This is a genomic window from Acinetobacter sp. AS23, assembly GCF_023612055.1.
GTDB lineage: Bacteria > Pseudomonadota > Gammaproteobacteria > Pseudomonadales > Moraxellaceae > Acinetobacter > Acinetobacter oleivorans.
In genome coordinates this window covers 3,676,039-3,700,498 of the sequence record NZ_CP082274.1, presented here as the reverse complement: position 1 = coordinate 3,700,498, position 24,460 = coordinate 3,676,039, and the positions used below count along the sequence as shown (strand labels likewise).

Genomic DNA, 24,460 nt, shown 5'->3' with positions numbered 1-24,460 from the left:
TCGGGTCGTCATGGGGCTTTAGCTACTTTAATGTAAGATATAAGTGCTAAGGAGGTGACACATGCAAATGCTTTCTTCTCGGCAATTTGCTGTAATTGCCAATGTAATTGAATATTTATATGAACATCTAGACCAACAACCGAGTCTGGACGATGTTGCGAGTCATATGAATTTAAGTTCAGGTTATATCCAACGTCAGTTTCAGGAATGGGTGGGTATTAGCCCGAAAAAATTTGTCCAATATATGAGTTTGCAGCAGGCTAAATATTATTTGCTACAAAAGCGAAGCTTATTAGAAACTGCTTTAAACACAGGTTTGTCGGGTACTGGTCGTTTACATGATCTGTTTATTCAGCTCGAAGGGATGACACCTGGTGAGTATAAACAGCAAGGCGAAGGCGTTATTCTTAATTATTCGGTTGAGACAAGCCCCTTCGGTGAGTTGTTGGTTGTCAGTAGTGAAAAAGGCATATGTTCTATACGGTTTATCGAAACTCACGACAATATTGAAGATTTAATTAAGCAGTATTTTCCAAAAGCTCAATTGAAAAATCAGTCACCGATTTGGCATCAACAAGTTGCAGAGTGGTTCGAACAAGACTTTTCAGAACACTTACAGCAGAAACTTCCTCTTAATTTGGCTGGAACTCCATTCCAGTTGCAAGTCTGGGAAGCGTTATTGACTATTCCAGAAGGTCAATTACGAACCTATCAAGATATTGCTGAGCAAATTGGCAAACCTAAAGCAGTTCGAGCCGTTGCCACCGCAATTGGACAAAATCCGATTGCATATTTGATTCCCTGTCATCGAGTGATCCGCGCAACAGGAATGGTCGGAGAATATCATTGGCAAAAGGGGCGTAAATTGGCATTGTTAGCTTGGGAGATGTCAAAGCAACCTGGAGAGACCGTATGACCTTGGATTTATTTTCTCCAGAGCCCTGTGAGAATTTATTACCCTACGATGGTGAAGTTCAGGACTATGGTTGTATTTTAAGCCCTGAAGAAGCTGAACAATATTTTCACTATCTTTACCAGCACCTCGCATGGAAACATGACGAGGCTAAGTTGTATGGCAAGCACTTTATTACAGCTCGAAAAGTTGCATGGTATGGAGATGACTACTATCAATATAAATATTCGGGTGTCGCACGTGATTCTTTGCCGTGGGACAAAGCACTCGCCAAACTAAAACAACAGGTAGAGCGAATACTTTCAGAGAAATTTAATTCTTGCTTAGCAAATCTCTATGAAGATGGAACTCAAGGCATGGCTTGGCACAGCGATTCGGATGTGTCTTTGGCAAAAACCACAACAATCGCTTCTTTAAGCTTTGGTGCTACCCGAAAATTTTCTTTTAGACATATTCAAAGTAAAGAGAAAGTTGAATTGTGGCTCCAGCCAGGTCAACTCATTGTGATGCGTGGTGAGACGCAACAATATTGGCAACACCGTTTAAATCGTTCAACAAAAATTTTACAGCCACGTATTAATCTTACTTTTCGACAATTTCAGTTCTTATAAAAATTGGGCAAGAAAAAAGCCCATGATGGCAACATGAGCTTATTCCTCTGAGGGGGATGCTTCTATTGATGAGCTGCTGATGAAAAGAATCATCAATAGGAGCTAAAATCATAATATGAGAATATTGTGAGATATTCAATATTTTAAAGTGTAAGAAAAGGTTAAATTATCATAAGGTGGGGTTTTAGATTTCACCTTTTTCAGATAACTCCATAAAACGCTGCTCAATAAGTCCTGCATTTTCTTGTAAAATTTCTATGAGCTTTTCAACATTTAAAAAATCAAAACGATTTTTAGAGGCAACTAGAGTTAAAGCTAAAGGTACTTCTTTGTTCGAAAAACGTACTGGAACGGCAAGCCCAGAAACATTTGGGTCAATCTCACCTTGTGAGAAATAGAAGCCTTGTTTTTTAATTTTACGCATACGCTGAATAAAGCTCGGTTCATCTTCAGCAAAACCTGATTGTTTTAATTCTTGCTGATAGCGATGATAGTAATCTTGCATCCGTTGTTTACTTAAATGCGAAACCATCGTTTTTGGAGATGACCCAACGTAAATCGGTCTTGGGCAGCCTCGGCCATATGAAAGTAATTCGGTGTCTTTAAATATTTCATGATGAATGTCGATGCAATAGTCATCATTTAAATAGGTAAGCAAGCAGCACAGTTCGGTGCGCTCTACAATATTTCGCATAAACGGTGTGCTGATTTGAACTAATGGGTCTGTTGTGCGAGATATATAGTCAAGAACTGCAATTTTTGAGCCTAAGGTATAATCGCCAGATGTCCCATTAATGCGTTTTAATAGATCAGTAGACACTAGTTCTTTGAGGTAACGGTAACTGGTTGGTTTAGACAAGCCAAGTTCTTCGCAAATAATATCGACATTAATGACTGGACGCGAAACTGAAAATAAGTCCAGTACGGTTAAAATTTTGCCAAAACTTGAAATTGCCATAGTGTCTTGTTCGTATCCTTTAACAATGAGTCATCTTTGAGTTTTTATAACAGAAAAAAAGAGAATTTGTCTCAATTCTAAAATAAATGCCTGATTTGAGTATTTTACTCTGACAAAGAGAAAACTTCTCTTGGCTAATACATCATATACGATAATTAAAAAACATATCAAATTATCAAATGGAGATATTTTAGTTGACTAAATTGCTTTATTTTGAAAAAATTGCCAAACAAAATATCTAATCGAGAAATTAGTCGGTTCTAGGCGAATTTCTTGATACCTCTTCTTTCCAAAGTTTGGCCGTTTAAATAGCGCCCAAATTGAAATCATCTGGGCCAATCAGGCAGGATGTGGAAAAATCATTGTATTGAAGGATGCTCCTCATCTCATTTGCTTTTAGGCAAATGGCAAAGTTTTGTTGTCTCTAGAAAGACAATTGAACATTGAAGGGCATGCTCATCAGTTCAAATCTGTATTTGAGATGAGTTCATGTTATTAAAGCAAATACTGGCGTTTCGCCCGAGTAGGCTTGATCTGATCTTTGCAATAAAAACATTTATTGCCGGAATGTTGGCGTTATTTGTTTCATTTGAATTAGATCTGATTAACCCGATGTGGTCGATTGGTACAGTCCTGATTATTGCCAATCCTTATTCAGGGATGGTGTCCTCTAAGTGTGTCTATCGTGTTATAGGAACGATGGGTGGGGCAGTGGTTGCCTTAACACTAACGCCACATCTCATTAATACACCTTGGTTGTTTACCGTAGTGTTGTCGTTGTGGGTAGGTTTTGCACTTTATGTGTCTTTACTTGACCGGACTCCACGCAGTTATGCTTTTATGCTGGTGGGTTACTCGACAGCCATGATTGTCTTCAATGCGATTACGTATATTGATCAATACAATATTTTTGATATTGCTTTAGCTCGGGTCATTGAGATTTCGATTGGGGTAATTTCAAGCGCTGTGGTTTCTGCCACGATTCTTCCAATGCACATTGGTTCTGCGATTAAGCAGCGCGTCATCAAAACGCTTAAAGATACAGAGAATTTGTTTGCTAATTTATTAACTGCTGACCCTCAGCAGAACAATACTCAACTTTTAGCCACTATTACTCGCGACACCACAGATATTCATGCTTTGGCAGTACATTTGAGTTATGAGAAGGGTGAGTTGCATGGCATGACCAAACCCTTGCAGGAAATGCTTCATCAAATCTCAATGGTCGTTGCGAATCTGGTTGCTTTATCTGAACGTATTAAGCAGCTTCAAGAACTTCGGTTTATCGAAACTCATTCAGAAAAACTGCAACAGCTCTCAGCACATGTTGTTCATTTTCTGGAGCAAAAAGATTTAATTATTGATGAAAATATTTTGCAGTTACCAGATGAGTTTGAAAGTGATTTCTTGAGTTTGATGGAATCGGCTTCGACACATCAGCAAGTTTTGGTCGCAGCTATGAAAATGGATGTACGCCATTTCATTAGCAATGTTTTAGCGGTTAAAGTCTTGTGGCAAAGAATTCAGCAAGGCAATAAAGAAATCCCTGACAACATTACGCCAATGACCACCAAATATCCAAGTTTACACCGTGACCATGGTGTGGCTATTCGAGGTGGCATTAGTGCAGTTCTTATTACATTTATTGTGACTGGGGTCTGGATTATTTCGGGATGGAAAGCTGGATTTATGATGGCGCAAATGGGCGCAGTAACAGCCTGTATTTTAACGGCCTTAGATAATCCCGTTCCGGTTTTACGTATTTTTATCTGGGGCAGTATTGCTTCAGCAGTTTTAGTCTTTGTTTATGCATTTGGTATTTTCCCTCATGTCACCACATTCTGGGAACTTGGACTGGTTCTATTGCCGATGTTCCTGTTTGCTGTGTCTATGATGGCCAATCAAATGCTTATGCCAGTAGGTATGGTGTTGGGTATTAATACCATGATGGGCCTAAATCTACATAATGCTTATAGCATGGATGCGGTGTCTTATCTTGATGGTTCTTTTGCCATGATTTTAGGTGTCTTAGTGTCTTTAGTTGTTATCGACGTTGTTCGTGCAATGTCTCCAGACACGAGTGCCAGCCGTATTCTGGCCTTGCATTATCGTGCAATGAGACAAGCGATCTATTTGCCTTATGGTCTTGATTTTAAAGTTCACCTACGCAGTATGCTGGACCGAATTGGAATTCTTAACAGTAAAGTAGTGCAATCTAATGAGATTAAAACCTCAATTCATCAAGCATTGATTGAGTCGAGCAGTATTGTCGATTTAAGTAGATTACAAGAACTGGCAAATCAGTCTCCGCAAAATTCAGAACTGGCTCATCACATCGGAAATTTGCAACAAAATCTAGATGAATTGTTTAGAGCCAAAGAAAATGATGTAGATAATACGGTGGCTTTGGTTGAGCAAATCCATCACGGTTTATTTGAATTAAAACAGCTTGCTTCAAATATTGAAGATATGACGATGCGACAAAGATTACTCATTTCACTTAACAATATTGCTTATAGCATGTGTCATGTTTCATCAGATCAAATGAATGAGAACAGTACCTTGAGAGGAGCGACAGCAAATGGGTGAGTTTAATGTTTATGGTATTTACGTGCCTTCTTTGCTCGTTCAAGCCCTCTTGGCATATATATGTTTTCGTGGGTTAAGTCCTTTGACCAACAAGTGGATTGCACAAGGCTGGATTGCATTACCTAGTATTTTCAATTTGTGCTTTTACCTTTTATTGCTTTTGGTAATACATCAAATTTTTGTTGGAGTGGGTGCATAGAGATGATTGCGAAATTAAAGATTGAGTTAGGTGAGTGAAATGAATCAGGTGGATTTGAAAAAGGTCATCCGTCCAGTAATTTTGATTGTCGCATTAATGGTGGCGGTCTATACCATTGTGCATTTGTGGAACTACTATAATGCAGCGCCGTGGACACGCGATGGTCGAGTGCGTGGTGATGTTATTCAAGTATCTTCGGATGTCGCTGGCCTTGTCACAGAAGTATTGGTTCAAGATAACCAGACTGTAAAAAAAGGTCAGGTGCTCTTTAAAATTGATGTTTCTCGTCGAGCTTTAGATGTAGAGCAGGCCAAATCGGATTTAGCAAAAGCAAACGCTGCCTTTGCTCAAGCGCAGGCGGGTTTGGCACAAGCAAAAGCGAACTTGATTAAATCGGCCAGTAATATCAAATTGGCCGAGAAAAATGCTGGTCGTTACTCGAACCTAATGGATGGCGCTATCTCTAAACAAGAACAAGACCAAGTGTTTGCCACACGTGATCAATCCCTTGCAGAGCATGAGCAACTCCAAGCAGCAATTCAGCAGGCGGAAGCAACTGTTAAACAACAACAGGCCCTCATTGAGGTTGCAACGAGCAATTTGCATTTGGCCGAGCTTAATATGCATCGTGCCGCAGTCATTGCTCCAGCTGATGGTACATTATCTAACTTTGATATGCGCCCAGGTAACTATGTTCAAGTTGGACAGGCTGTTGCAGCATTACTTGATCGTAAACAGCTCTATGTGGTGGGTTACTTTGAAGAGACGAAGTTAAATCGTATTCATGTAGGCGATCAGGCTACTGTGCAATTAATGGGTGATAACCAGAAAATTAAAGGTCATGTACAAGGTATTGCATCGGGTATTGAAGATCGTGAGCGCTCAAGCAGTTCTAAGCTTCTTGCTAATGTAAATCCAACTTTTAGTTGGGTTCGTTTAGCGCAGCGTGTGCCTGTGAAAATTGTATTAGATGAAACACCGAAGAATGAACTTGCTTTTGTCTCTGGACGAACTGCGACTGTGCATATCGTTGAAAAATAAAATCGAAATGATTTAATTAAAAAAAGCATGTAGTTTTAATTACATGCTTTTTTGTTTTATGGCGTTAATCCAACTGGATTTCGATACCAACTCTGAATGAGTAGTGCAGCAGCAAAACTATCAGCCGAGAGCTTTTTTGCTCGACCTTGTTCTTGGTAAAAACCTAGCTCTTCTCTTGCTTCACGAGTAGTTAAACGTTCATCTACCATCAATGTTTCTATGTTGGTTTGATGGCGTAAACGTCTCGCAAATTTGCGGGCACGTGTAGAGAGTTCTGACTCACTATCATCCATATTTAATGGCAGGCCAACCAAAAATAAATTGGGTTGCCATTCTTTCACAATTTTTAAGAGTTGATCCCAATTTGGGATGCCATCTTTCATAACAAATAGAGGGAGAGGGTTGGCACTTTCAATTGAAGACTGGCCAATCGCCATTCCCATTTTTTGAGTACCAAAGTCAAAAGCCATAATCGATTTTGATTGTGTTTCGGTCATTAAGCGTGTCCGATTTCAGATGCTAGCCACGCACGATCTACACCAATTTTTTTATAAGCTGCATCCCAACGGTCGTCATAAGGCAGGTTAAAAATCAGATCCATATCAGCATCACAAATGAGCCAGTCACCACGCGTGATTTCGTCTTCTAACTGATTTTTGCTCCAGCTCGCATAGCCTAAAGCGATCTGATATCGACCTACGCCTTCATTATGGGCAATCGCATCAAGAATATCTTTACTGGTGGTAATACAAACATTTTCACCTACAGCAATAGATGAATGCCATGTTGGTTGTCCAGTATGAAGAACAAATCCAGCTTCAGGACGTAATGGCCCACCTTGTAAAACCGCATGTGGATTTACATTGTCTGCTTCAATGTCGAGATCATTGAGTAATTCTTTAATTTGAATACCAGAAGGACGATTAATAATAATGCCTTGAGCACCTTCTTCATCATGACGGGCAAGATAAATTACAGTGTTTGCGAAAAAGTCATCTGCCATTTCTGGCGGGGCAATCAGACAACGGTGAGTCAGATATTGTTTGGTCACCTAAGCGGTTCTCCCTCAAAAAATGTCACTAGAGGGTCTCTCGACCCTTTTATCTATATAGGTTCTTTTTATCAACATACAAGAGTTAATCGGATTTCGCCAATCTTTTTCTCTCATTTTCTTTATTAATTTGAAGAAGCCTGAAATTTAAGTTGGCGTAATTGTTTTGCGTGCTGCAAGGTTGTTTCATTAATTTCAACACCACCTGACATGCGAGCTAACTCAAAAATGATTTGATTTTCATCAAGTTCTACAATTGTACTGCTGGCTGGGTCAGTTTGTTGTTTTTTAACTAATAAATGCTGATCAGACTGTGCAGCAACTTGTGCTTGGTGAGTAATACATAAGAGCTGGACATGTTGTGCTAAGTCAGCAAGTAAACGTCCTACAACTTCTGCGGTACCACCACTAATCCCGACATCAATCTCATCAAACACCAAAACTTCAGATTCAGTTTTTTCTGCATTCATGACTTGCATTACGAGGGCAATACGAGAAAGCTCACCACCTGAGGCCACTCGTGCCAATGGTTGTGGAGGAATACCTTTATTGGCAGTAAATAAAAGTTGAATAAAGCTTAAACCCTCTGCGCCTGGCTGCTCTAATGGTTCGAACTTAAACTCGAAGTGTGCTTCTGGTAGTGCTAAAGGTTTCACTTGTTCAGTTAATTGTTTCGCAAGCGGAGCGGCAGCTTCACGACGAATATTGTCTAAATGCTGAGCTTTTTCTAAAAACTCCTCATGCGATTTTTCAACTTGTTCTGCCAGTGTTTCTGGGTCTTCAAGTTGATGCAATTGCTCAAGCTCACTCTGCCAAGTTTCGTATTCTTCTTTAAGTATTTCCGGTTGAGTGCGGTATTTACGTGCCAGACGATGGAAAACTTCCAATTTGGAATTTAGTTCTTCCATTCGCTCGGGATCAAAACTTTGACGATCTATAAATTGACGCAAGTTTGCCGTTGCATCATCTATTTCACTTTGAGCATTTAGTAGAGAATTATAGATCTCAGAAAGTTGTTCACTGCGCCCCGCATGGGACTCTAATCTGCGAATAATCGAAGATATTTCTTGAGTAATGTTCTGCTCAGCCTCATCTAAGACATTTAAGCTAAAGCTACAGTCTTGCATGATATGTTCATGATGACTAAGTCGATCAAACTCTTGCTCAATTTCTTTATAGTCGGTTTGAATGACCTCTTCGAGTTCTTCAATTTGATGCTCTAAAGTACCAATCCGTTGTAGGCGGGTTGCTTGTGCATCTAGGGCTGCTTGGTGCAAACGAATGGTACGTTGCCATAAGCTATAGGCTTCACGGACATCATTAGCTTCAGCATAAAAATTGTTATAACGGTCTAGCCAATGCTTTGGATAAGGCGGTTCAAGTAGCTGCTGCTGGCTGTGCTGACTATAGAGTTGAACCAGTAAACGCCCTAACTCTTTAAGTTCAGATAGACTGCTCGGGCGCCCATTAACCCATGCCTTACTACGGCCAGTTGCAAAAATAACACGACGTAAATGAATTTCCCCAGAATCATCATCTAGCTCGTGGTCTTGGAGCCATTTTGCTTCAGGACTATTATTCTGATAGGTGAAAACCGCGGTAATATCCGCTTTGTCCGAACCATAACGGACATAATTTGTATCTGTACGTTCCCCGAGGCAGGCAGAAAGTGCATCCAGTAATAATGATTTTCCGGCACCTGTTTCGCCTGTTAGAACATTAAATCCCTGTTTTATATCAATAGCTAAATGATCAGCTAATGCAAAATTAATTAAAGTTAAATGTGTGAGCATAAACGCATCCAACGCGCCAAATTATGGGTTAAAGATAGAGAAGTTTTGAATTTGCTACAAGTGATCTATTATTCTAACTGAAATTATAGAACAGCAAGATTGCGGATATTTACAATGAAAAAAACATTCAGCTTACCGAAACCACCCATAGGGATGGTCAATCGTCATAAAAAAAACAATCCTGCGGAAATGAATAAAATTTTAAATCAACATTTTAATGCATTTAAACAAGCAGCTGCACAAGGTGATTATGCCAAAGCTTATCAACATGTTAAACAAGCTGTTAGCTTAGTTCCTAAGCATCCGGGAGCTTTATCTGACTTGGCTTATACCGAATTACGCTTAGGCCGTTATAACGAAGCCTATCAACATTATTTACAAGCGATTCAGGCCAGTGGAACTAACGTAAATACAAACTTATATGATGGACTCACAGAGGTTTGTCATCATTTAAATAAAAAAGAAGAAACAATCAAATTTGGACGCTTAGCAATTACAACAAAAAAAGAGCTAGCCAAGAGCGAACCTATTTTATCGATTCCAGATCATGCACCACCAGCATTTAGTACAAACCCTGCAGAAAATATTATTGCCTTCTCATTATTTGGGGCAAATCCTCGTTATTGTGAAACCTCTATTTTAAATACTCAGCTAGCCAAACAGATTTATCCAGAATGGACGTGTCGATTTTATGTCGATGATAGTGTGCCAGTACTGGTACAACAGCGGTTAAAAGAAAAGGGTGCGCAAGTCATTCAAGTTACAGATTCTCAAAAACAACTATCTGGCCTGTTTTGGCGCTTTTTTGTGATGGATGATCCTACAATTAAGCGTTTTCTAATACGTGATGCCGACTCTATTGTGTCGCACCGCGAAAAGGCGGCTGTAGATGCATGGCTCAAGAGTGATAAATGGTTTCATTTAATGCGCGATAATTATTCTCATACTGAGTTAATTTTGGCTGGAATGTGGGGCGGGTGTACAGGGATTTTTCATAATATTGAAGCACATATCAGAGATTATGTTGCCACCGGACGTTATCTGGATAATCGGGTGATGGATCAACATTATTTGCGCTACTGTATTTGGCCGACTTTAAAACAAAGTGTGCTTATACACGATAGTCAGCAATTCGATTCAGATGCTATCGATTTTCCAGCTTATGATCTGGCGTTAATGCAAAGCGACAGTGAAAATTTTCATGTAGGAATGAATGACGGTTCACCGGTAATTGCTACAGCAGTTGTCCATCCAACGGCGCAAAAAGTGTGTTGGATACTCCTAGATGAAAATCAGGTCGAAGTTTGCAGATACGATGCAATTGTGTCGAATAGTCGAAATATTGAGATTAACTTACCTTATGCTTTTGCCAAAAAAATTCAGGCACAGCAGTGGAAATTACAAGTCTATCCGTATGAAAACTGATTGATTAGTTATTTAGGCACAATTAAACTACATTCATCATAATTTATATAAATACGGCATTATCTGGAGAATCTGCATGAGTTCAACCCAATTTGATCATGTAACGGTCATCAAAAAATCAAACGTTTATTTTGGTGGAGCATGTATCAGCCATACCGTGCAATTTGAAGATGGAACTAAAAAAACATTAGGTGTTATTTTGCCGACTGAGCAAGCTTTAACTTTTGAAACGCATGTTCCTGAACGTATGGAAATTATTTCAGGTGAATGTCGCGTAACAATTGCAGACAGTACTGAAAGTGAATTGTTCCGTGCAGGCCAATCATTTTATGTACCGGGCAACAGTCTTTTTAAAATCGAAACTGACGAAGTACTCGATTATGTATGCCATTTAGAAGGCTAAGAAATTCCTGTTCAAATCGGGTACACTATGCCCAAAGAAATCCTGTGAAGTTGGCTTTGCAGGATTTTTATTTTTTTGCTCAAACGTTGTTAGAGGTCATGCATGGCAAAACAGGAATATTATTATGGCGTTCATTCAGTGGAGTCATTGTTAGAACTTGAGCCGGAGCGTGTGCTAACCCTGTTTACTTTAAAAGGACGGGATGATCAGCGTTTGCAAAAGATTTTGCAATTGGCAGAGCCTTTTGGAATCAGTGTACAAAAAGCAAGCCGTGATAGTCTTGAGAAACTTGCAGGTCTACCATTTCATCAAGGTGTAGTTGCCGCCGTACGTCCACATCCTGTCTTGAATGAGCAAGATCTTGATCAAATTTTAAGAGAAACTCCAGATGCTTTGTTGTTGGCATTGGATCAGGTGACAGACCCGCATAACTTAGGGGCTTGCATCCGTACCGCTGCTGCGATGGGCGTGCAAGCTGTTATTGTGCCTCGTGATCGTTCGGCTAGTTTGACACCAACTGCTCGTAAGGTTGCAGCGGGTGGAGCCGAGAAAGTTAAATTTATTCAAGTCACAAATTTAGCTCGTACATTGGCTCATCTTAAAGAAACAACTCATGTACGCGTAATTGGCACTATGCTTGATGAAAGTGCATTGCCACTACAAAAATGTGATTTTTCTGGCGCAGTTGTGATTGTAATGGGAGCTGAAGACACTGGTTTGCGTCCTATTACACAGGCGCAGTGTGATCATAAAGTTTATATTCCGATGTCAGGAAATCTACAAAGTCTAAATGTCAGCGTAGCGACAGGTATGGCACTTTATGAGGCTTGCCGTCAGCGTTCTGAGGTATAATCTCGCTGCCTTTCTAGTTTTTAAGTCATCTTGATATGTCTCCCCGTAAGCAAGGTTATTTCTTTGTATTGGTGACCATGTGCATTTGGGGCGGGTTTACGCTTTTTGCCCGTTTAAATGCACAGTGGCATATCAGTGCTTGGGACATTGCCGCACTGCGTTTCGCTATAGCCTTCCTGATTTTGATGCCGATTTTAATCTATAAAAAAGATCTCGCTTTTTTATGGAGTAAGCATGCTGTTATTTTGGCCTTGATTGGCGGGGTCATTTATTGTCTCACCGTCTATACCGCTTTTCTCTATGCTCCCGCTGCGCATGCTGCAATTTTCTTAAATGGTTGTATCCCAATTTGTACTGCTTTTGCAGCATACATTTTATTTAGGCAACCGTTTGATAAGCATACATGGGTGAGTCTGGTAATTATGATTACTGCCTTGATGCTCATGAGTGTGTTGATGTTGCAAGGTAATGCTTCTGCTTTTGGCGTGGGTGATTTACTTCTTTTTATTAGTGCGATTTGGTGGGGTATTTTCACTGTATTACTTAAACAGTGGAAACTTTCTGCATGGCACTCTATGGCAAGTGTTGCGATTTGGTCTGCAATTATTTACTTGCCCATCTATGCTTTATTTTTACCAAAGCATTTTATGGAAGTTAGTCCTGTCCATTTAGCGATACAGGGCATTTTCCATGGTGTATTTGTGGTTATTATTGCAACTCTGACTTATGTGGCAGCGATTCAGCGACTTGGCGCTTTTAAAACAGGAAGTATTGTAACTTTGGCGCCGTTTATTGCTGCCATTTTAGCGGTACCTTTACTCGGTGAAGCATTAAGTCCATCTATTGTTGTGGGCTTGGTCGGAATGGGAATCGGTGCCTTACAACCTTGGCGATGGTTCCGACCAGATAGCTTGGCACAACAAATTAAGCAGCAAAATAAATCAAATTAGTTTGTACGCTTTAAATAACTTTGATGTAACGGCTCTAATTGCTGATGTAAATGTTCGAGTAATCCATCATTAAACACAATATCATTGGCAAGTTCGCGTTTACGTTCGCGTGGCATTTGCGCTGCAATAATTTTCTGAATTTGTTCTTGGTTTTGCCCATCACGTTGGCTTGCACGCTGAATTTGAGTTTGTTCACTCGCATCAACTAATAAGGTGTGGTTCACCAATTCATGCTGGTTGGTTTCAAAAAGTAGTGGTGAAACTAAAATCACATAAGGACTTTTTGGGTTTTGCAACTGCTGAATAATAGATTGGCGAATAGCTGGATGCGTGATTTTCTCGAGTGTTTGTCTTGCTTCAGGATTTTGAAAAATATATTCGCGTAGGGCACGACGATCGAGATTACCATCGGATTGAAGCACCCAGTCTCCAAAAGTTTGTTGGATTTTTTGCAGGGCAGGTTGGCCCTTTTCAACCACTTCGCGAGCAACGATGTCGGCATCGACGACTTGTATTCCTTGGGATTCAAACCATTGTGTTGCAGCAGATTTTCCACTGCCAATACCACCTGTGACTCCCAGAATAAAAGCCATCTTAACCTCCCAAATAGATTTTCATAATCTGGTCACCCCATAGAAAGGCAACCCAACCTGCAATGGCAATGTAGGGCCCAAAGGCAAAGGGCTGATTGTCATTGCGTAATTTTAATAAAATGATGCCAATAATTGCACCGAGTAAAGATGACAATAACACAATTAATGGCAGCATCAATGGCCCCATCCACGCGCCTAATGCGGCAAGCAATTTAAAGTCGCCGTAGCCCATGCCTTCTTTGCCTGTAATCACTTTAAATAAGTAATACACAATCCAAAGACATAAAAAACCAATCAGGTAACCCCAAATGGCTGAGTTAGGTGAGGTGTAAATATTAAAGGTGTTAATGCCCAAACCAAGCGCAGCTAAAGGTAGGGTGAAACGGTCAGGTAGCAGCTGAGTATCAAAGTCTATAAAGGTGAGGGCAATCAGGACCCAAGTCAGGACTAGCCCGAAAAGCATTTGAATGGTTGGACCAAACACCATGACCACAACCAGTGAACATGCCATTGTTAATAGTTCAATCGCTGGATAGCGAATACTGATTGGATGCTGGCAATGGCCACATTTACCTTTTAAAACCAACCAACTAATGACAGGAATATTTTGATACCAACGGATGGGCTGATGGCACTCTGGACATGATGAGGCAGGCTTGCTTAATGTCAGTTTTTCATGATCAATGATTGGTTGTTCAGGGTCGAGTAGCATTTGACATTCTTGTTGCCAATCTTGTTCCATCATTTTTGGGGTGCGATAAATCACCACATTCAGAAAGCTACCAATACATAGGCTCAATAATGCAACTGTAATATAAAGTGCAGTTAAGTTTTGAATAAAATAAGCAATAATTTCTTGCATTATACAACTGAGCCCATTTGGAAAATTGGAAGATACATAGCAATCACCAGACCGCCTACAAGTACCCCTAAAATTGCCATAATTAAAGGTTCCATCATTGAAGTTAAACCATCAACGGCATTATCAACTTCATTCTCATAGTACGTTGCAACTTTATCGAGCATACTGTCTAGTGCACCAGATTCTTCACCAATTGCGACCATTTGTATAGCCATAGATGGAAAACGATTTGAAACGCGCATCGCAAATTGGAGTTGTTGTCCTGTTGCAACATCTTCACGAATTTTCATGACGGCTTGTTCGTAAATGACATTGTTGGTTGCACCAGCCGTTGATTCAAGCGCATCGATGAGAGGAACACCAGCTGCAAAAGTTGTTGCTAAAGTACGGCTGTAACGGGCAATAATCGCCTTATAAACCAGATCACCAAAGATAGGTAGTTTCAGGGTAAGTTTGTCTAAACCATCACGGAATTTTTTACTGCGCTTTTTAGCTTCCAAAAATGCGGCAATGATTGCACCGATCACAATAATCAGAATGAACCAGTATTCCTGCATCCATTTCGACATATTTACGACCATTTGTGTAAAAGCAGGTAGATCTGCGCCAAAGGAAGAAAACAGATCTTGGAAGACGGGAACTACTTTAACCATCAAAATAATGGTAACAACCACAGCAACCACAATAACCGTTGCTGGATATTTCATAGCTTTCTTAATTTTCTGCTTAAGCAATTCACTCTTTTCTTTGTAAATTGCCACGCGGTCCAGCATGGTTTCAAGCGCACCAGACTGTTCGCCAGACTCTACAAGAGAGCAAAACAGTTTGTCGAAGTGCTGAGGATACTTTCTTAAAGCTGAGGCAAAAGTACTACCACCTTCAACTTCACCTTTAATACCCAGTACCACCTCGCGCATAGCTGGGTTTTCTAGACCTTCTGCCACAATTTCAAAGCCTTGTACCAGTGGGACACCAGCTTTCATCATAGTTGCAAGTTGTCGCGTGAAAATCGTGATATCGAGCGTTGATACTTTTTTCTTAAATAAACCTTCAAGAATATTTTTACGCTTTTCCCGAATATTACGAACAGTTACACCTTGCTTGCGTAGGGTGACTTTGGCTAAAGCCATATTTTTAGCCGGAAGTTCCCCCTTAATTTTTACACCTTTACGGTCAACCCCATCATAAGCAAAAGTCGGCATCAATTGTGCCTTTTTGACAGTCATGACATTATCCTTATTTTAAATTGTCTTTTATTCACTGGTTACGCGATTGACTTCTTGTAAAGAAGTCACACCTTGCATAACTTTCTTTAAACCTGAGCGACGTAGATTATTAAACCCCAGTTTTTCAGAAGCGGCAGCGATTTCTAAAGCATTGCCATCTTCCATAATAATCTTGGAAATCTCAGGTGTGACTTTCATTACTTCATAAATACCAACTCGACCTTTGTAACCCTCACGACATTCTGGACAACCGACTGGTTGAAAAACTTGAAAATCGGGATGTGTCAGATCTTGTTCGGTAAAACCCATTTCCAATAGGCTTTGTTTAGGAATGTCAGTAGGTACTTTACATTGAGAACATAGTCGACGTGCCAAACGCTGAGCAATGACCAGATTGACCGATGTCGCAATATTGAAAGACGGAACCCCCATATTGCGTAGACGAGTCAGTGTTTCAGGCGCACTGTTGGTATGTAGCGTGGACATCACCATATGACCTGTCTGAGCCGCTTTAATCGCGATTTCAGCTGTTTCTAAATCACGAATCTCACCGACCATAATAATGTCAGGGTCCTGACGTAAAAATGACTTAAGTGCAGCTGAAAAAGTCAGACCTACCTTAGGGTTCACGTTAACCTGATTAATGCCTTCAAGGTTAATTTCGACTGGATCTTCGGCAGTAGAAATATTAGAACTTTCAGTATTTAAGATATTGAGGCCTGTATATAAAGATACAGTCTTACCAGAACCTGTCGGACCTGTGATTAAAAGCATACCTTGTGGCTTATCTAATGCTTCCATAAAGAGCGCTTTTTGCTCTTCTTCATATCCTAGAGCATCAATTCCCAGCATAGCACTCGATGGATCGAGAATACGTAGAACTAGCTTTTCACCAAATAAGGTCGGAAGAGAGTTCACACGAAAATCAATTGCTTTAGATTTTGATAGCTTGAGCTTGATACGACCATCTTGAGGGACACGCTTTTCAGAAATGTCCATTTGAGACATCACTTTTAAGCGTGAAGCCAAACGATTAGCCAGTTGCAGAGGTGGATTTGCAATTTGACGCAAAACGCCATCCACCCGATAACGGACCCGATACGATTTTTCATAAGGTTCGAAATGTAAATCAGAAGCCCCCATACGAATCGCATCAATCAATAACTTGTTAATATATTTAACAATAGGTGCTTCATCGCCTTGCGGAGTATCCTCATCTTCTTCTGGAGCAGTTGAGGTATCAAGATCTACATCTAGATCAAACTCTTCATCACTAAACTCGAAATTACTTTCTTCAGTAAATTGCTGTACCAGAATTTTCTCGAGTTTATGGTGCTCGACAATAACTGGCTCAACCATAAGCTTGCTGTTGAAGCGAATAGCATCAATAGCATCAATATTGCTGGGATTACTGGTTGCAACATATAAAATCTGTCCTCTTTGTACGAGAGGCAAGATCCGATGTTTTAAAATCAGTTTCTGGTCGACCAAATCTTTAGGAATCTGGCTGGTATCGTAAACGTCCAGATCAAAATATGGTTCAGCAAATTCAATAGAAATTGTCTCAGCTAATAAAGAAGGGGAGAGATTAACCTCTTCAATCAGGTACGCAACAGTATCCTGTTTAGCTCTTTTTGCTGCATCTAGTGCTGCTTGCATGGTCGCTGCCGACACATGTTTTTCTTCGACTAATCGTCGAAAAAACCCCGAAAATTTTGGAGATGTATGTATGACTGACATCTGCCTACCTGTGCTCATATGTTTATAATTGGTATATAAAAAATTATACTTTTGTTATCTAAAATTACTACCTGAGAAAATGATGCTCTCGTCTTGATCCATATATTAAAGCTTGAACCAGTCGAAGTTTTTATTCATTAATTTTTAAAACGCGGAGCTTTAGTCTTAATAAAGTTTTATGACTGTTTTTAAATAGTAGAAAAGATATGAGCAAAGCCGTTAAAGAAAAGTATCTGAAATTTGTAGAAATGCGTGTAGAATGTGCTGCATTTTTGATGAAAGGTGAGCCGTATGTCGGGTTCGACGATTACGCCTTGGGTGGTTGGCAACTGGAAAATGAACCCAATGCGTGCCAATGCCAAACAACTTATAGAAGAATTTAAACAACTATTGCAACAAAACGAAATTGCAGATGAAAGCTGCCATGTCGGAGTTGCTCCGGTTTCTATTGCACTTGCAATGGTACAAACACAATTGCAAGATGCTGCAAAAACAGTATATACAGTTGCACAAGATGTATCACGTGTAGCAGGTACAGGCGCCTATACTGGTGAAGTCAGTGCAGAATTATTAAAAGATAGCCAAATTAATTTTGTATTGGTGGGTCACTCTGAACGCCGTGATTTGTTAGGTGATAACGTTGAAATTTTGAAGGCAAAACTCCAAAATTCTTTAAATGCAGGCTTAACTGTCATTTATTGTGTGGGTGAAAGTCTCGAACAACGTGAACAAGATTTGGCAGAGCAGGTTGTATTGCAACAAATCTGTGATATAGCTCCTGTGGTGACTGCAGAGCAATGGCAAAAGCAAATTGTAATTGCTTATGAGCCAATCTGGGCAATTGGTACAGGTAAAACTGCTTCACCACAAGATGCACAGGCAATGCATGCTAAAATCCGTGAAGGTTTAAGTCAGATTACTTCTGCGGGTCCAGACATTGCGATTTTATATGGCGGTAGTGTAAAAGCTGAGAATGCAGTCGAGTTGGCAGCATGTCCAGATATTAATGGCGCGTTGGTTGGAGGTGCTTCGTTAAATGCAGTATCTTTTTACCAAATCGTACATGCCTTTGCACAAAGTAAATAACGAGGATAGGGTATGCACTCTTTTGTACTGATCGTACATATTATTTTAGCGGTACTGATGATTGGCTTGATTCTAGTCCAACACGGTAAAGGTGCGGATGCTGGTGCTTCTTTCGGTGGCGGCGGAGCAGCAACCGTATTTGGCGCATCGGGTTCAGCTAATTTCCTTACTCGCCTTACTGCTATTTTAACGGCACTGTTTTTTGTGACGAGTTTAACCTTGGCTGTTTTTGCAAAAAAACAGACTACTGAGGCATATAGTTTGAAATCTGTACAAACAACAGCACCAATTCAAACAACATCGCCTGAAACTTCACCAAATGCACCAAAAACGGGTCAATAATTCGAAATAGGGCTTTCCTTTTATAATTGGAAGGACTAGAATGCGTCCCACAAGCTGCGGTGGTGGTGGAATTGGTAGACACGCTACCTTGAGGTGGTAGTGCCTTCGGGCGTGGGGGTTCAAGTCCCCCCTTCCGCACCAACTTTGAACCAGAAAGTTGAGTGCAAGCAGTTTTTTGATGCGGGATGGAGCAGTCTGGTAGCTCGTCGGGCTCATAACCCGAAGGTCGTTGGTTCAAATCCAGCTCCCGCTACCAAATTGATTAAGGTGCAACTTAATCAGACAGTATCTAGAAAGTTTACATTGACTTTATTTGATATTTGTATATAATTTTTGCACGTTGATGCGGGATGGAGCAGTCTGGTAGCTCGTCGGGCTCATAACCCGAAGGTCGTTGGTTCAAATCCAGCTCCCGCTACCAAGTTTCTTAAAAGAGGCTCACAGACAAGTGGGCCTTTTTGCACAGTGGACTATTGTTTTCTGTGCTACATAGGGGCGATTAACGCCCTTTTTTATTGGTTATCGTATCGCTATCGTGTAGTTTCGACATCAATTGGTCAAATAGTCATGCTTCACTATAGTAGGTCTGTGTCGGTTAAAACAACCGATTGAATCGCACGAGAATGACGAGAGTAAATGAAATTATCAAATAAATCCCAAGCATTGCATGACTTAATTGTTCCTGCAGTACAAGCATGTGGTGTCGACCTTTGGGGAATCGAGTTTCTCCCACAAGGTAAACGTTCATTATTGCGTATTTATATCGACAAAGCGGTAAGTGAAGAAGATGCTGAGCCAGTACTTAATGAAGATGGTGAAGTAGAACTAGGCCGTGGTATTGGTGTACAAGATTGTGTGCGTGTAACACAACAAGTTGGCGCAATGTTGGATGTTCATGATCCAATTTCAGGTGAGTATTCATTAGAAGTTTCTTCACCAGGTTGGGATCGTCCATTTTTTCAACTAGAACAGTTACAAGGCTACATCGGACAACAAATTGCTTTGCGTTTGATTGCAGCAGTAGAAAACCGTCGTAAATTTCAAGCAAAGCTTATTGCAGTAGACCTTGAAAATGAAGAAATTCAGGTTGAAGTTGATGGGAAGCACGTGCTTGAGATCGACAGCAACAATATCGATAAAGCAAACTTGATCTATCAAGATTAAATTTATTAAATTTTATAAGAAATCGGTAGGTGACTTATGGGCCGCGAAATTCTTACCGTTGTTGAAACGGTTAGTAATGAAAAAGGTGTTAGTCGTGAAGCGATCTTCGAGGCTTTAGAACAAGCTCTAGTTGCTGCAACGAAGAAAAGATTTTACGAAGGTACGCATGCTGAAGAAGCTCAGCTTCGTGTAGAAATTGATCGTAAAACTGGTGATTACAGTACATTCCGTCAATGGACTGTTGTGGCAGATGAAGATCATGAAATGCCAGCTTGCCAAGATGCGATTTCTGACCTTGACCCATCTAAATGGTCAATTGGTGATGTTCGTGAACTCGAAGTGGAATCTATTGAGTTTGGTCGTATCGCTGCACAAATTGCAAAACAAGTTATCGTACAAAAAATTCGTGAAGCTGAGCGTGCTTTAGTTGCTGATGCATACGAGTCTAAAGTTGGTGAGTTAATTTACGGTGAAGTGAAAAAACAAACCAAAGACGGCTTTATTATTGATTTAGGCGACAACGCTGAAGCTTATCTTGCGCGCGAAGAAATGATTCCTAAAGAAATTCTTCGCCCGAAACAACGTATGAACGCTATTTTATACAATGTGAACCGTGAAGGTCGTGGCGCTCAGTTGTTGTTATCACGCGCTAAGCCTGAAATGTTAATTGCTTTAATGAAAAAAGAAATTCCTGAGATTTCTGAAGAAATTATTGAAATTAAAGCAGCGGCACGTCAACCAGGCGTTCGTGCTAAAATTGCAGTGAAAACAAATGACCATCGTATTGACCCTGTAGGTGCATGTATTGGTATGCGTGGTACACGTATTCAAGCAGTACAACAAGAGTTAAACGGTGAACGTATTGATGTAGTGGTCTGGTCTGATGATCCAGCTCAGTACATTGCAAGTGCATTAGAACCAGCTGATGTTTCAGGCATCGTGCTTGATGAAGATGCAAGAAGTGCCGATATTATTTTTGCAACCAGCGATCAATTGGCTCGCGCGATTGGCTCACAAGGTCAAAATGTTCGCTTGGCTTCTGATTTAACTGGCTACAAACTCGACATGATGCTTGAAGAAGAGTATCGTGCTCGTCAGCAAAATGAAGCTCAGCAATATCTTGATATGTTTGTATCACGTCTCGATATTGAAGAAGATTTAGCAATGGCATTGGTGGAAATGGGCTTTACCTCTTTAGAAGAGATTGCTTATGTTCCAGCTGAAACTTTTGACGAAATTGAGCTTGATGCTGAATTGGTTGAGTTATTGCAAAGTCGTGCAAAAGAAGCAGCACTTACTGATGCTTTGAAACAGCAAGAAAATATTCAAGAACCGAGCGCAGACCTTCTCACTATGGAAGGCATGACTTCTGAGATCGCTTACTCGCTTGCCGCTCGCGGTATTATTACTGTCGATGATTTGGCAGATCAAGCTACTGACGATATCTCTGATATTGAAGGACTTGATCATGAAAAAGCAGGTCAATTGATCATGAAAGCTCGCGAATCATGGTTTAACTAGGAGATGAAATATGACGGACAAGTCGATTAAAGAGTTAGCTCTCAGTGTAGAACGTCCTGTTGAGAAGCTCCTAGAACAGGCTCGTGAAGCAGGTTTGCCTCAACGTACAGCAGACGACATTATTACCACTGAACAACAGGATACTTTAGTCAATCATTTGAAAAAAGTGCATGGTCAGGAAAGTGGTAACACAGGAAAAATTGCGTTGAAACGTAAAACAACCAGTACCGCTAAAGTTGCAAGTACTTCAGGTAAGGCAAAAACAATTAACGTAGAAGTACGTAAAAAACAGGTTTTTGCTAAACCAAACCCTGAACAAATTGCAGCTGAAGCTAAAGCACGTGCAGAAGCTGAAGCTAAAGCACGTGTAGAACAGCAAACGCGTGACACTGCACAGCAAAACGCGCGTCTTCAAACAGAGCAAAAAGCAAAAGCAACTTTAGATGCGATGCGTGCTGCTCATCAACAAGATAGCGCTGCTCAGACAGCTCCTAAAGCTGCTGTAGTAGTGAAAAAACGTGGTGGTGGTACAGTAAAACCTGCACCAAAACCAGCAGAAACATTAGAGCAAAAGAAAGCTCGTGAAGCACAAACAGCTCAGTTGAAAGCAACTGAAGAAGCTGCGCGTCGTAAAGCGGCTGAAGAAGCTCAGCAACGTACACTTGAACAAATGCGCAAAATGGCGTCTAAGTATTCAAGTGACGAAGCTACTACCACAATTCGTGTAATTGATGATTCTCCACTTGCTTCAGGTCTAGTAGGCCAAGCTTATGAAGATTCTTTCAAGCAGGAAGACCGTGAAATTAAACGCGGTGGCGCAACCACTAACCCTCGTGCGGGTAAAAAAGGTGGTCGTCGTGGTCAAGAAGAGCAAAGCTTTGTTAACCATAACAAACGTGGTTTAAAATCAAGCCAAGCTAATAAGCATGGATTTGAAAAACCAGTTAAAAAGCAAGTTTATGATGTAGAAATCGGTTCAAGCATTGTTGTTGCCGATCTTGCTCAAAAAATGGCGATTAAAGTACGTGAAGTTATCAAAACACTTATGAAAATGGGTGAGTTGGTTAATCAGGAACAAGCTATTGACCAAGATACAGCAGCACTTGTTGTTGAAGAAATGGGCCATAACCCTGTTTTAGTTTCTGATACTCAAGCTGAAGATAACTTGCTTGAAGCGGCTGAAGAAGCTCGTGGTGAGCAAACAACTCGTCCGCCAGTTGTTACCATTATGGGTCACGTTGACCATGGTAAAACATCATTGCTTGACCGTATCCGTCGTTCGAAAGTGGCGGCAGGTGAAGCAGGTGGTATTACCCAGCATATTGGTGCATATCACGTTGAAACAGACAAAGGAATCATTACATTCCTTGATACACCGGGACATGCTGCGTTTACTTCAATGCGTGCACGTGGTGCTAAAGCAACGGATATCGTGGTATTAGTTGTTGCGGCAGATGACGGTGTAATGCCACAAACTGCAGAAGCAATTGACCATGCGCGTGCAGCAGGAACTCCAATTATTGTTGCAATCAACAAAATGGATAAAGAATCTGCTGATCCAGACCGTGTGTTAAATGAATTAACAACGAAACAAATCGTTCCAGAAGAATGGGGTGGTGATGTTCCGATTGCTAAGGTTTCTGCACACAGTGGACAAGGTATTGATGAACTCCTTGACTTAATTCTTATTCAATCAGAATTGATGGAATTAAAAGCATCTGCTGAAGGTGCTGCACAAGGTGTTGTTATTGAAGCGCGTGTTGATAAAGGCCGTGGTGCAGTAACTTCTATTCTTGTTCAAAACGGTACATTAAACATTGGTGACCTCGTTCTTGCAGGTTCGTCATATGGTCGTGTCCGTGCAATGTCTGATGAAAATGGTAAGCCGATTAAATCAGCAGGACCATCTATTCCAGTAGAAATTCTGGGTCTTCCAGATGCTCCAATGGCAGGTGATGAAGTTCTTGTTGTAAATGACGAGAAGAAAGCGCGTGAAGTTGCTGATGCTCGTGCTGACCGTGAACGTCAAAAACGTATTGATCGTCAAAGCGCAATGCGCCTTGAAAATATCATGTCGTCAATGGGCAAAAAAGATGTTCCTACAGTGAATGTTGTTTTAAGAACAGACGTACGTGGTACTTTAGAAGCATTGAATGCAGCTTTACATGAATTATCTACTGATGAAGTAAAAGTTCGTGTAATTAGTTCGGGTGTTGGCGCGATTACTGAGTCTGATGTAATTCTTGCTGAATCTTCAGAAGCTGTATTGTTAGGCTTTAACGTTCGTGCTGATACGACTGCTCGTCAGAGAAGTGACCAAGACGGTATCGATATTCGTTACTACAGCATCATCTATGAATTAATTGATGATGTGAAAGATGCCATGAGCGGTAAACTTGCTCCTGAACATCGTGAAACTATCTTGGGTGTTGCTGAAGTACGTGAAGTATTCCACTCAAGTAAGTTTGGTGCAGCAGCAGGCTGTATGGTACTTGAAGGTGTATTGCATCGTAATAAACCGATTCGCGTATTACGTGATGACGTGGTTGTGTTCCAAGGTGAGCTTGAATCTCTTCGTCGCTATAAAGAAGTGGTTGAAGAAGTTCGTGCCGGTATGGAATGTGGTCTTGCGGTGAAAGGTTATAAAGACATCAAAGTGAAAGATAAAATTGAAGTCTATGATGTTCAATTGATTAAACGGAGTCTTTAATGGCGGGTAGCCAACGCTTAAAGCGCATGGCGGATTCAGTTCAACGCGAGTTGTCTGAGCTGATTCGTCAAGAGCTTAAAGATCCTCGCTTAGGTGGTCTAGTGACCATCTCTGCGGTGAAAGTCAGTGCAGACATGGGTTATGCTGAAGTTTATGTCACCGTAATGGGACGTGAGCTTGGCGATGAGCAAAGTGAAGCAGCAAATAAAGAAACTTTAGATGTATTAAATAAAGCTTCTGGTTTCTTGCGTCATGAATTGAGCCGTCGTATCAAGACACGTATTACGCCGAGATTGCGTTTCCATTATGACAAGACGAATGCTTATGGTAACTATATGTTTGGTTTGATCGAAAAAGCGGTAAATGATTTACCGAAACGCGATTCAGACGAAGAACAGTAATGTAAAAAAATAAAAAAGCCACCTTCGGGT

At 40.7% G+C, this 24,460-nt stretch carries 23 protein-coding genes, 3 tRNA genes and 1 pseudogene; 19 read left to right on the top strand and 8 right to left on the bottom strand.

What is annotated here, in order from left to right:
- Positions 1 to 61 precede the first annotated feature (61 nt).
- Together K6I41_RS17525 and K6I41_RS17520 are read left to right on the top strand one after the other, a co-directional pair.
- Positions 62 to 916 (top strand): methylated-DNA--[protein]-cysteine S-methyltransferase, encoded by an 855-nt coding sequence (locus K6I41_RS17525; protein WP_350028587.1) that lies wholly within the window; start codon positions 62 to 64, stop codon positions 914 to 916.
- On the top strand, positions 913 to 1,524 hold the full coding sequence (locus K6I41_RS17520) for an alpha-ketoglutarate-dependent dioxygenase AlkB family protein (RefSeq protein WP_151821438.1): 612 nt from the start codon (positions 913 to 915) through the stop codon (positions 1,522 to 1,524). The genes K6I41_RS17525 and K6I41_RS17520 overlap by 4 nt, the downstream gene beginning before the upstream one ends.
- 184 nt (positions 1,525 to 1,708) lie before the next feature.
- Here the strand turns inward: K6I41_RS17520 and K6I41_RS17515 are convergent, their stop codons facing one another.
- Entirely contained in the window at positions 1,709 to 2,482 is a 774-nt protein-coding gene (locus K6I41_RS17515) for an IclR family transcriptional regulator (RefSeq protein WP_250374858.1), read from the bottom strand.
- Positions 2,483 to 2,849: 367 nt separating this feature from the next.
- Here K6I41_RS17515 and K6I41_RS17510 point away from each other — a divergent pair.
- The 4 genes and pseudogenes from K6I41_RS17510 (at position 2,850) to K6I41_RS17495 (ending at position 6,311) form a co-directional block, all read left to right on the top strand.
- Positions 2,850 to 2,981, top strand: a pseudogene (locus K6I41_RS17510) (hypothetical protein).
- Complete coding sequence (locus tag K6I41_RS17505) at positions 2,972 to 5,071, top strand: FUSC family protein (protein ID WP_250374857.1); 2,100 nt, start codon at positions 2,972 to 2,974, stop codon at positions 5,069 to 5,071. The pseudogene K6I41_RS17510 and the gene K6I41_RS17505 overlap by 10 nt, the downstream one beginning before the upstream one ends.
- On the top strand, positions 5,064 to 5,270 hold the full coding sequence (locus K6I41_RS17500) for a DUF1656 domain-containing protein (RefSeq protein WP_004795042.1): 207 nt from the start codon (positions 5,064 to 5,066) through the stop codon (positions 5,268 to 5,270). The genes K6I41_RS17505 and K6I41_RS17500 overlap by 8 nt, the downstream gene beginning before the upstream one ends.
- A gap of 39 nt (positions 5,271 to 5,309) precedes the next feature.
- Positions 5,310 to 6,311 (top strand): HlyD family secretion protein, encoded by a 1,002-nt coding sequence (locus K6I41_RS17495; RefSeq protein WP_004795040.1) that lies wholly within the window; start codon positions 5,310 to 5,312, stop codon positions 6,309 to 6,311.
- A 56-nt stretch (positions 6,312 to 6,367) separates the two neighbouring features.
- On the opposite strand, the gene ruvX is transcribed toward K6I41_RS17495, so the two are convergent.
- From ruvX to recN, 3 genes are all read right to left on the bottom strand, one after another.
- Entirely contained in the window at positions 6,368 to 6,808 is a 441-nt protein-coding gene (gene ruvX, locus K6I41_RS17490) for a Holliday junction resolvase RuvX (RefSeq protein WP_004795038.1), read from the bottom strand.
- Positions 6,808 to 7,362 (bottom strand): YqgE/AlgH family protein, encoded by a 555-nt coding sequence (locus K6I41_RS17485; RefSeq protein WP_003654562.1) that lies wholly within the window; start codon positions 7,360 to 7,362, stop codon positions 6,808 to 6,810. Before K6I41_RS17485 ends, ruvX begins: the two co-directional genes overlap by 1 nt.
- A 125-nt stretch (positions 7,363 to 7,487) precedes the next feature.
- On the bottom strand, positions 7,488 to 9,155 hold the full coding sequence (recN, locus tag K6I41_RS17480; RefSeq protein ID WP_250374856.1) for a DNA repair protein RecN: 1,668 nt from the start codon (positions 9,153 to 9,155) through the stop codon (positions 7,488 to 7,490).
- Between the two features lie 114 nt (positions 9,156 to 9,269).
- On the opposite strand from recN, the gene K6I41_RS17475 reads away from it, so the two are divergent.
- The 4 genes from K6I41_RS17475 (at position 9,270) to K6I41_RS17460 (ending at position 12,785) form a co-directional block, all read left to right on the top strand.
- The gene (locus K6I41_RS17475; protein WP_250374855.1) at positions 9,270 to 10,580 is read left to right on the top strand and encodes a tetratricopeptide repeat protein; all 1,311 of its coding nucleotides are present in this window, start codon (positions 9,270 to 9,272) and stop codon (positions 10,578 to 10,580) included.
- A gap of 76 nt (positions 10,581 to 10,656) precedes the next feature.
- A complete protein-coding gene (gene ppnP, locus K6I41_RS17470; protein WP_004795031.1) occupies positions 10,657 to 10,983 on the top strand; it encodes a pyrimidine/purine nucleoside phosphorylase in 327 nt (108 codons plus the stop codon).
- Between the two features lie 102 nt (positions 10,984 to 11,085).
- Entirely contained in the window at positions 11,086 to 11,835 is a 750-nt protein-coding gene (rlmB, locus tag K6I41_RS17465; protein ID WP_004795029.1) for a 23S rRNA (guanosine(2251)-2'-O)-methyltransferase RlmB, read from the top strand.
- 35 nt (positions 11,836 to 11,870) lie between these two features.
- Entirely contained in the window at positions 11,871 to 12,785 is a 915-nt protein-coding gene (locus tag K6I41_RS17460; protein WP_250374854.1) for a DMT family transporter, read from the top strand.
- On the opposite strand, the gene coaE is transcribed toward K6I41_RS17460, so the two are convergent.
- Genes coaE through pilB form a run of 4 tightly spaced genes read right to left on the bottom strand, consistent with a single transcriptional unit; the run spans position 12,782 to position 17,206 of the window.
- Positions 12,782 to 13,378, bottom strand: a complete 597-nt coding sequence (gene coaE, locus K6I41_RS17455) for a dephospho-CoA kinase (protein ID WP_049837984.1) — start codon at positions 13,376 to 13,378, stop codon at positions 12,782 to 12,784. The two genes, K6I41_RS17460 and coaE, sit on opposite strands and share 4 nt — an antisense overlap.
- A gap of 1 nt (position 13,379) precedes the next feature.
- Positions 13,380 to 14,240, bottom strand: coding sequence for a prepilin peptidase (locus tag K6I41_RS19175; protein WP_284453895.1), 861 nt, complete (start codon positions 14,238 to 14,240; stop codon positions 13,380 to 13,382).
- A complete protein-coding gene (locus K6I41_RS17440) occupies positions 14,240 to 15,466 on the bottom strand; it encodes a type II secretion system F family protein (protein ID WP_049837982.1) in 1,227 nt (408 codons plus the stop codon). Before K6I41_RS17440 ends, K6I41_RS19175 begins: the two co-directional genes overlap by 1 nt.
- A gap of 27 nt (positions 15,467 to 15,493) precedes the next feature.
- Entirely contained in the window at positions 15,494 to 17,206 is a 1,713-nt protein-coding gene (pilB, locus tag K6I41_RS17435; protein WP_005301829.1) for a type IV-A pilus assembly ATPase PilB, read from the bottom strand.
- 291 nt (positions 17,207 to 17,497) lie between these two features.
- Here pilB and tpiA point away from each other — a divergent pair, with 291 nt between their 5' ends.
- The 9 genes from tpiA to K6I41_RS17390 all read left to right on the top strand — a co-directional run bounded on the left by tpiA (position 17,498) and on the right by K6I41_RS17390 (position 24,430).
- Positions 17,498 to 18,292 (top strand): triose-phosphate isomerase, encoded by a 795-nt coding sequence (gene tpiA / locus K6I41_RS17430; protein ID WP_250374853.1) that lies wholly within the window; start codon positions 17,498 to 17,500, stop codon positions 18,290 to 18,292.
- A gap of 12 nt (positions 18,293 to 18,304) precedes the next feature.
- The gene (secG, locus tag K6I41_RS17425) at positions 18,305 to 18,634 is read left to right on the top strand and encodes a preprotein translocase subunit SecG (RefSeq protein WP_004795012.1); all 330 of its coding nucleotides are present in this window, start codon (positions 18,305 to 18,307) and stop codon (positions 18,632 to 18,634) included.
- A gap of 56 nt (positions 18,635 to 18,690) precedes the next feature.
- A tRNA-Leu gene (locus K6I41_RS17420) sits at positions 18,691 to 18,775 on the top strand.
- Between the two features lie 38 nt (positions 18,776 to 18,813).
- A tRNA-Met gene (locus K6I41_RS17415) sits at positions 18,814 to 18,890 on the top strand.
- An 88-nt stretch (positions 18,891 to 18,978) separates the two neighbouring features.
- A tRNA-Met gene (locus K6I41_RS17410) sits at positions 18,979 to 19,055 on the top strand.
- Between the two features lie 215 nt (positions 19,056 to 19,270).
- Positions 19,271 to 19,798 carry a ribosome maturation factor RimP gene (rimP, locus tag K6I41_RS17405; protein ID WP_004795010.1) on the top strand — a complete coding sequence of 176 codons (528 nt, stop codon included), beginning with the start codon at positions 19,271 to 19,273 and terminating at the stop codon, positions 19,796 to 19,798.
- Between the two features lie 36 nt (positions 19,799 to 19,834).
- Entirely contained in the window at positions 19,835 to 21,319 is a 1,485-nt protein-coding gene (gene nusA, locus K6I41_RS17400; protein WP_003654584.1) for a transcription termination factor NusA, read from the top strand.
- A gap of 10 nt (positions 21,320 to 21,329) precedes the next feature.
- Positions 21,330 to 24,029: a translation initiation factor IF-2 gene (gene infB / locus K6I41_RS17395; RefSeq protein ID WP_005301836.1), complete on the top strand. Its 2,700-nt coding sequence runs from the start codon at positions 21,330 to 21,332 to the stop codon at positions 24,027 to 24,029.
- A complete protein-coding gene (locus K6I41_RS17390) occupies positions 24,029 to 24,430 on the top strand; it encodes a ribosome-binding factor A (protein ID WP_005301838.1) in 402 nt (133 codons plus the stop codon). Before infB ends, K6I41_RS17390 begins: the two co-directional genes overlap by 1 nt.
- Positions 24,431 to 24,460: the final 30 nt, after the last annotated feature.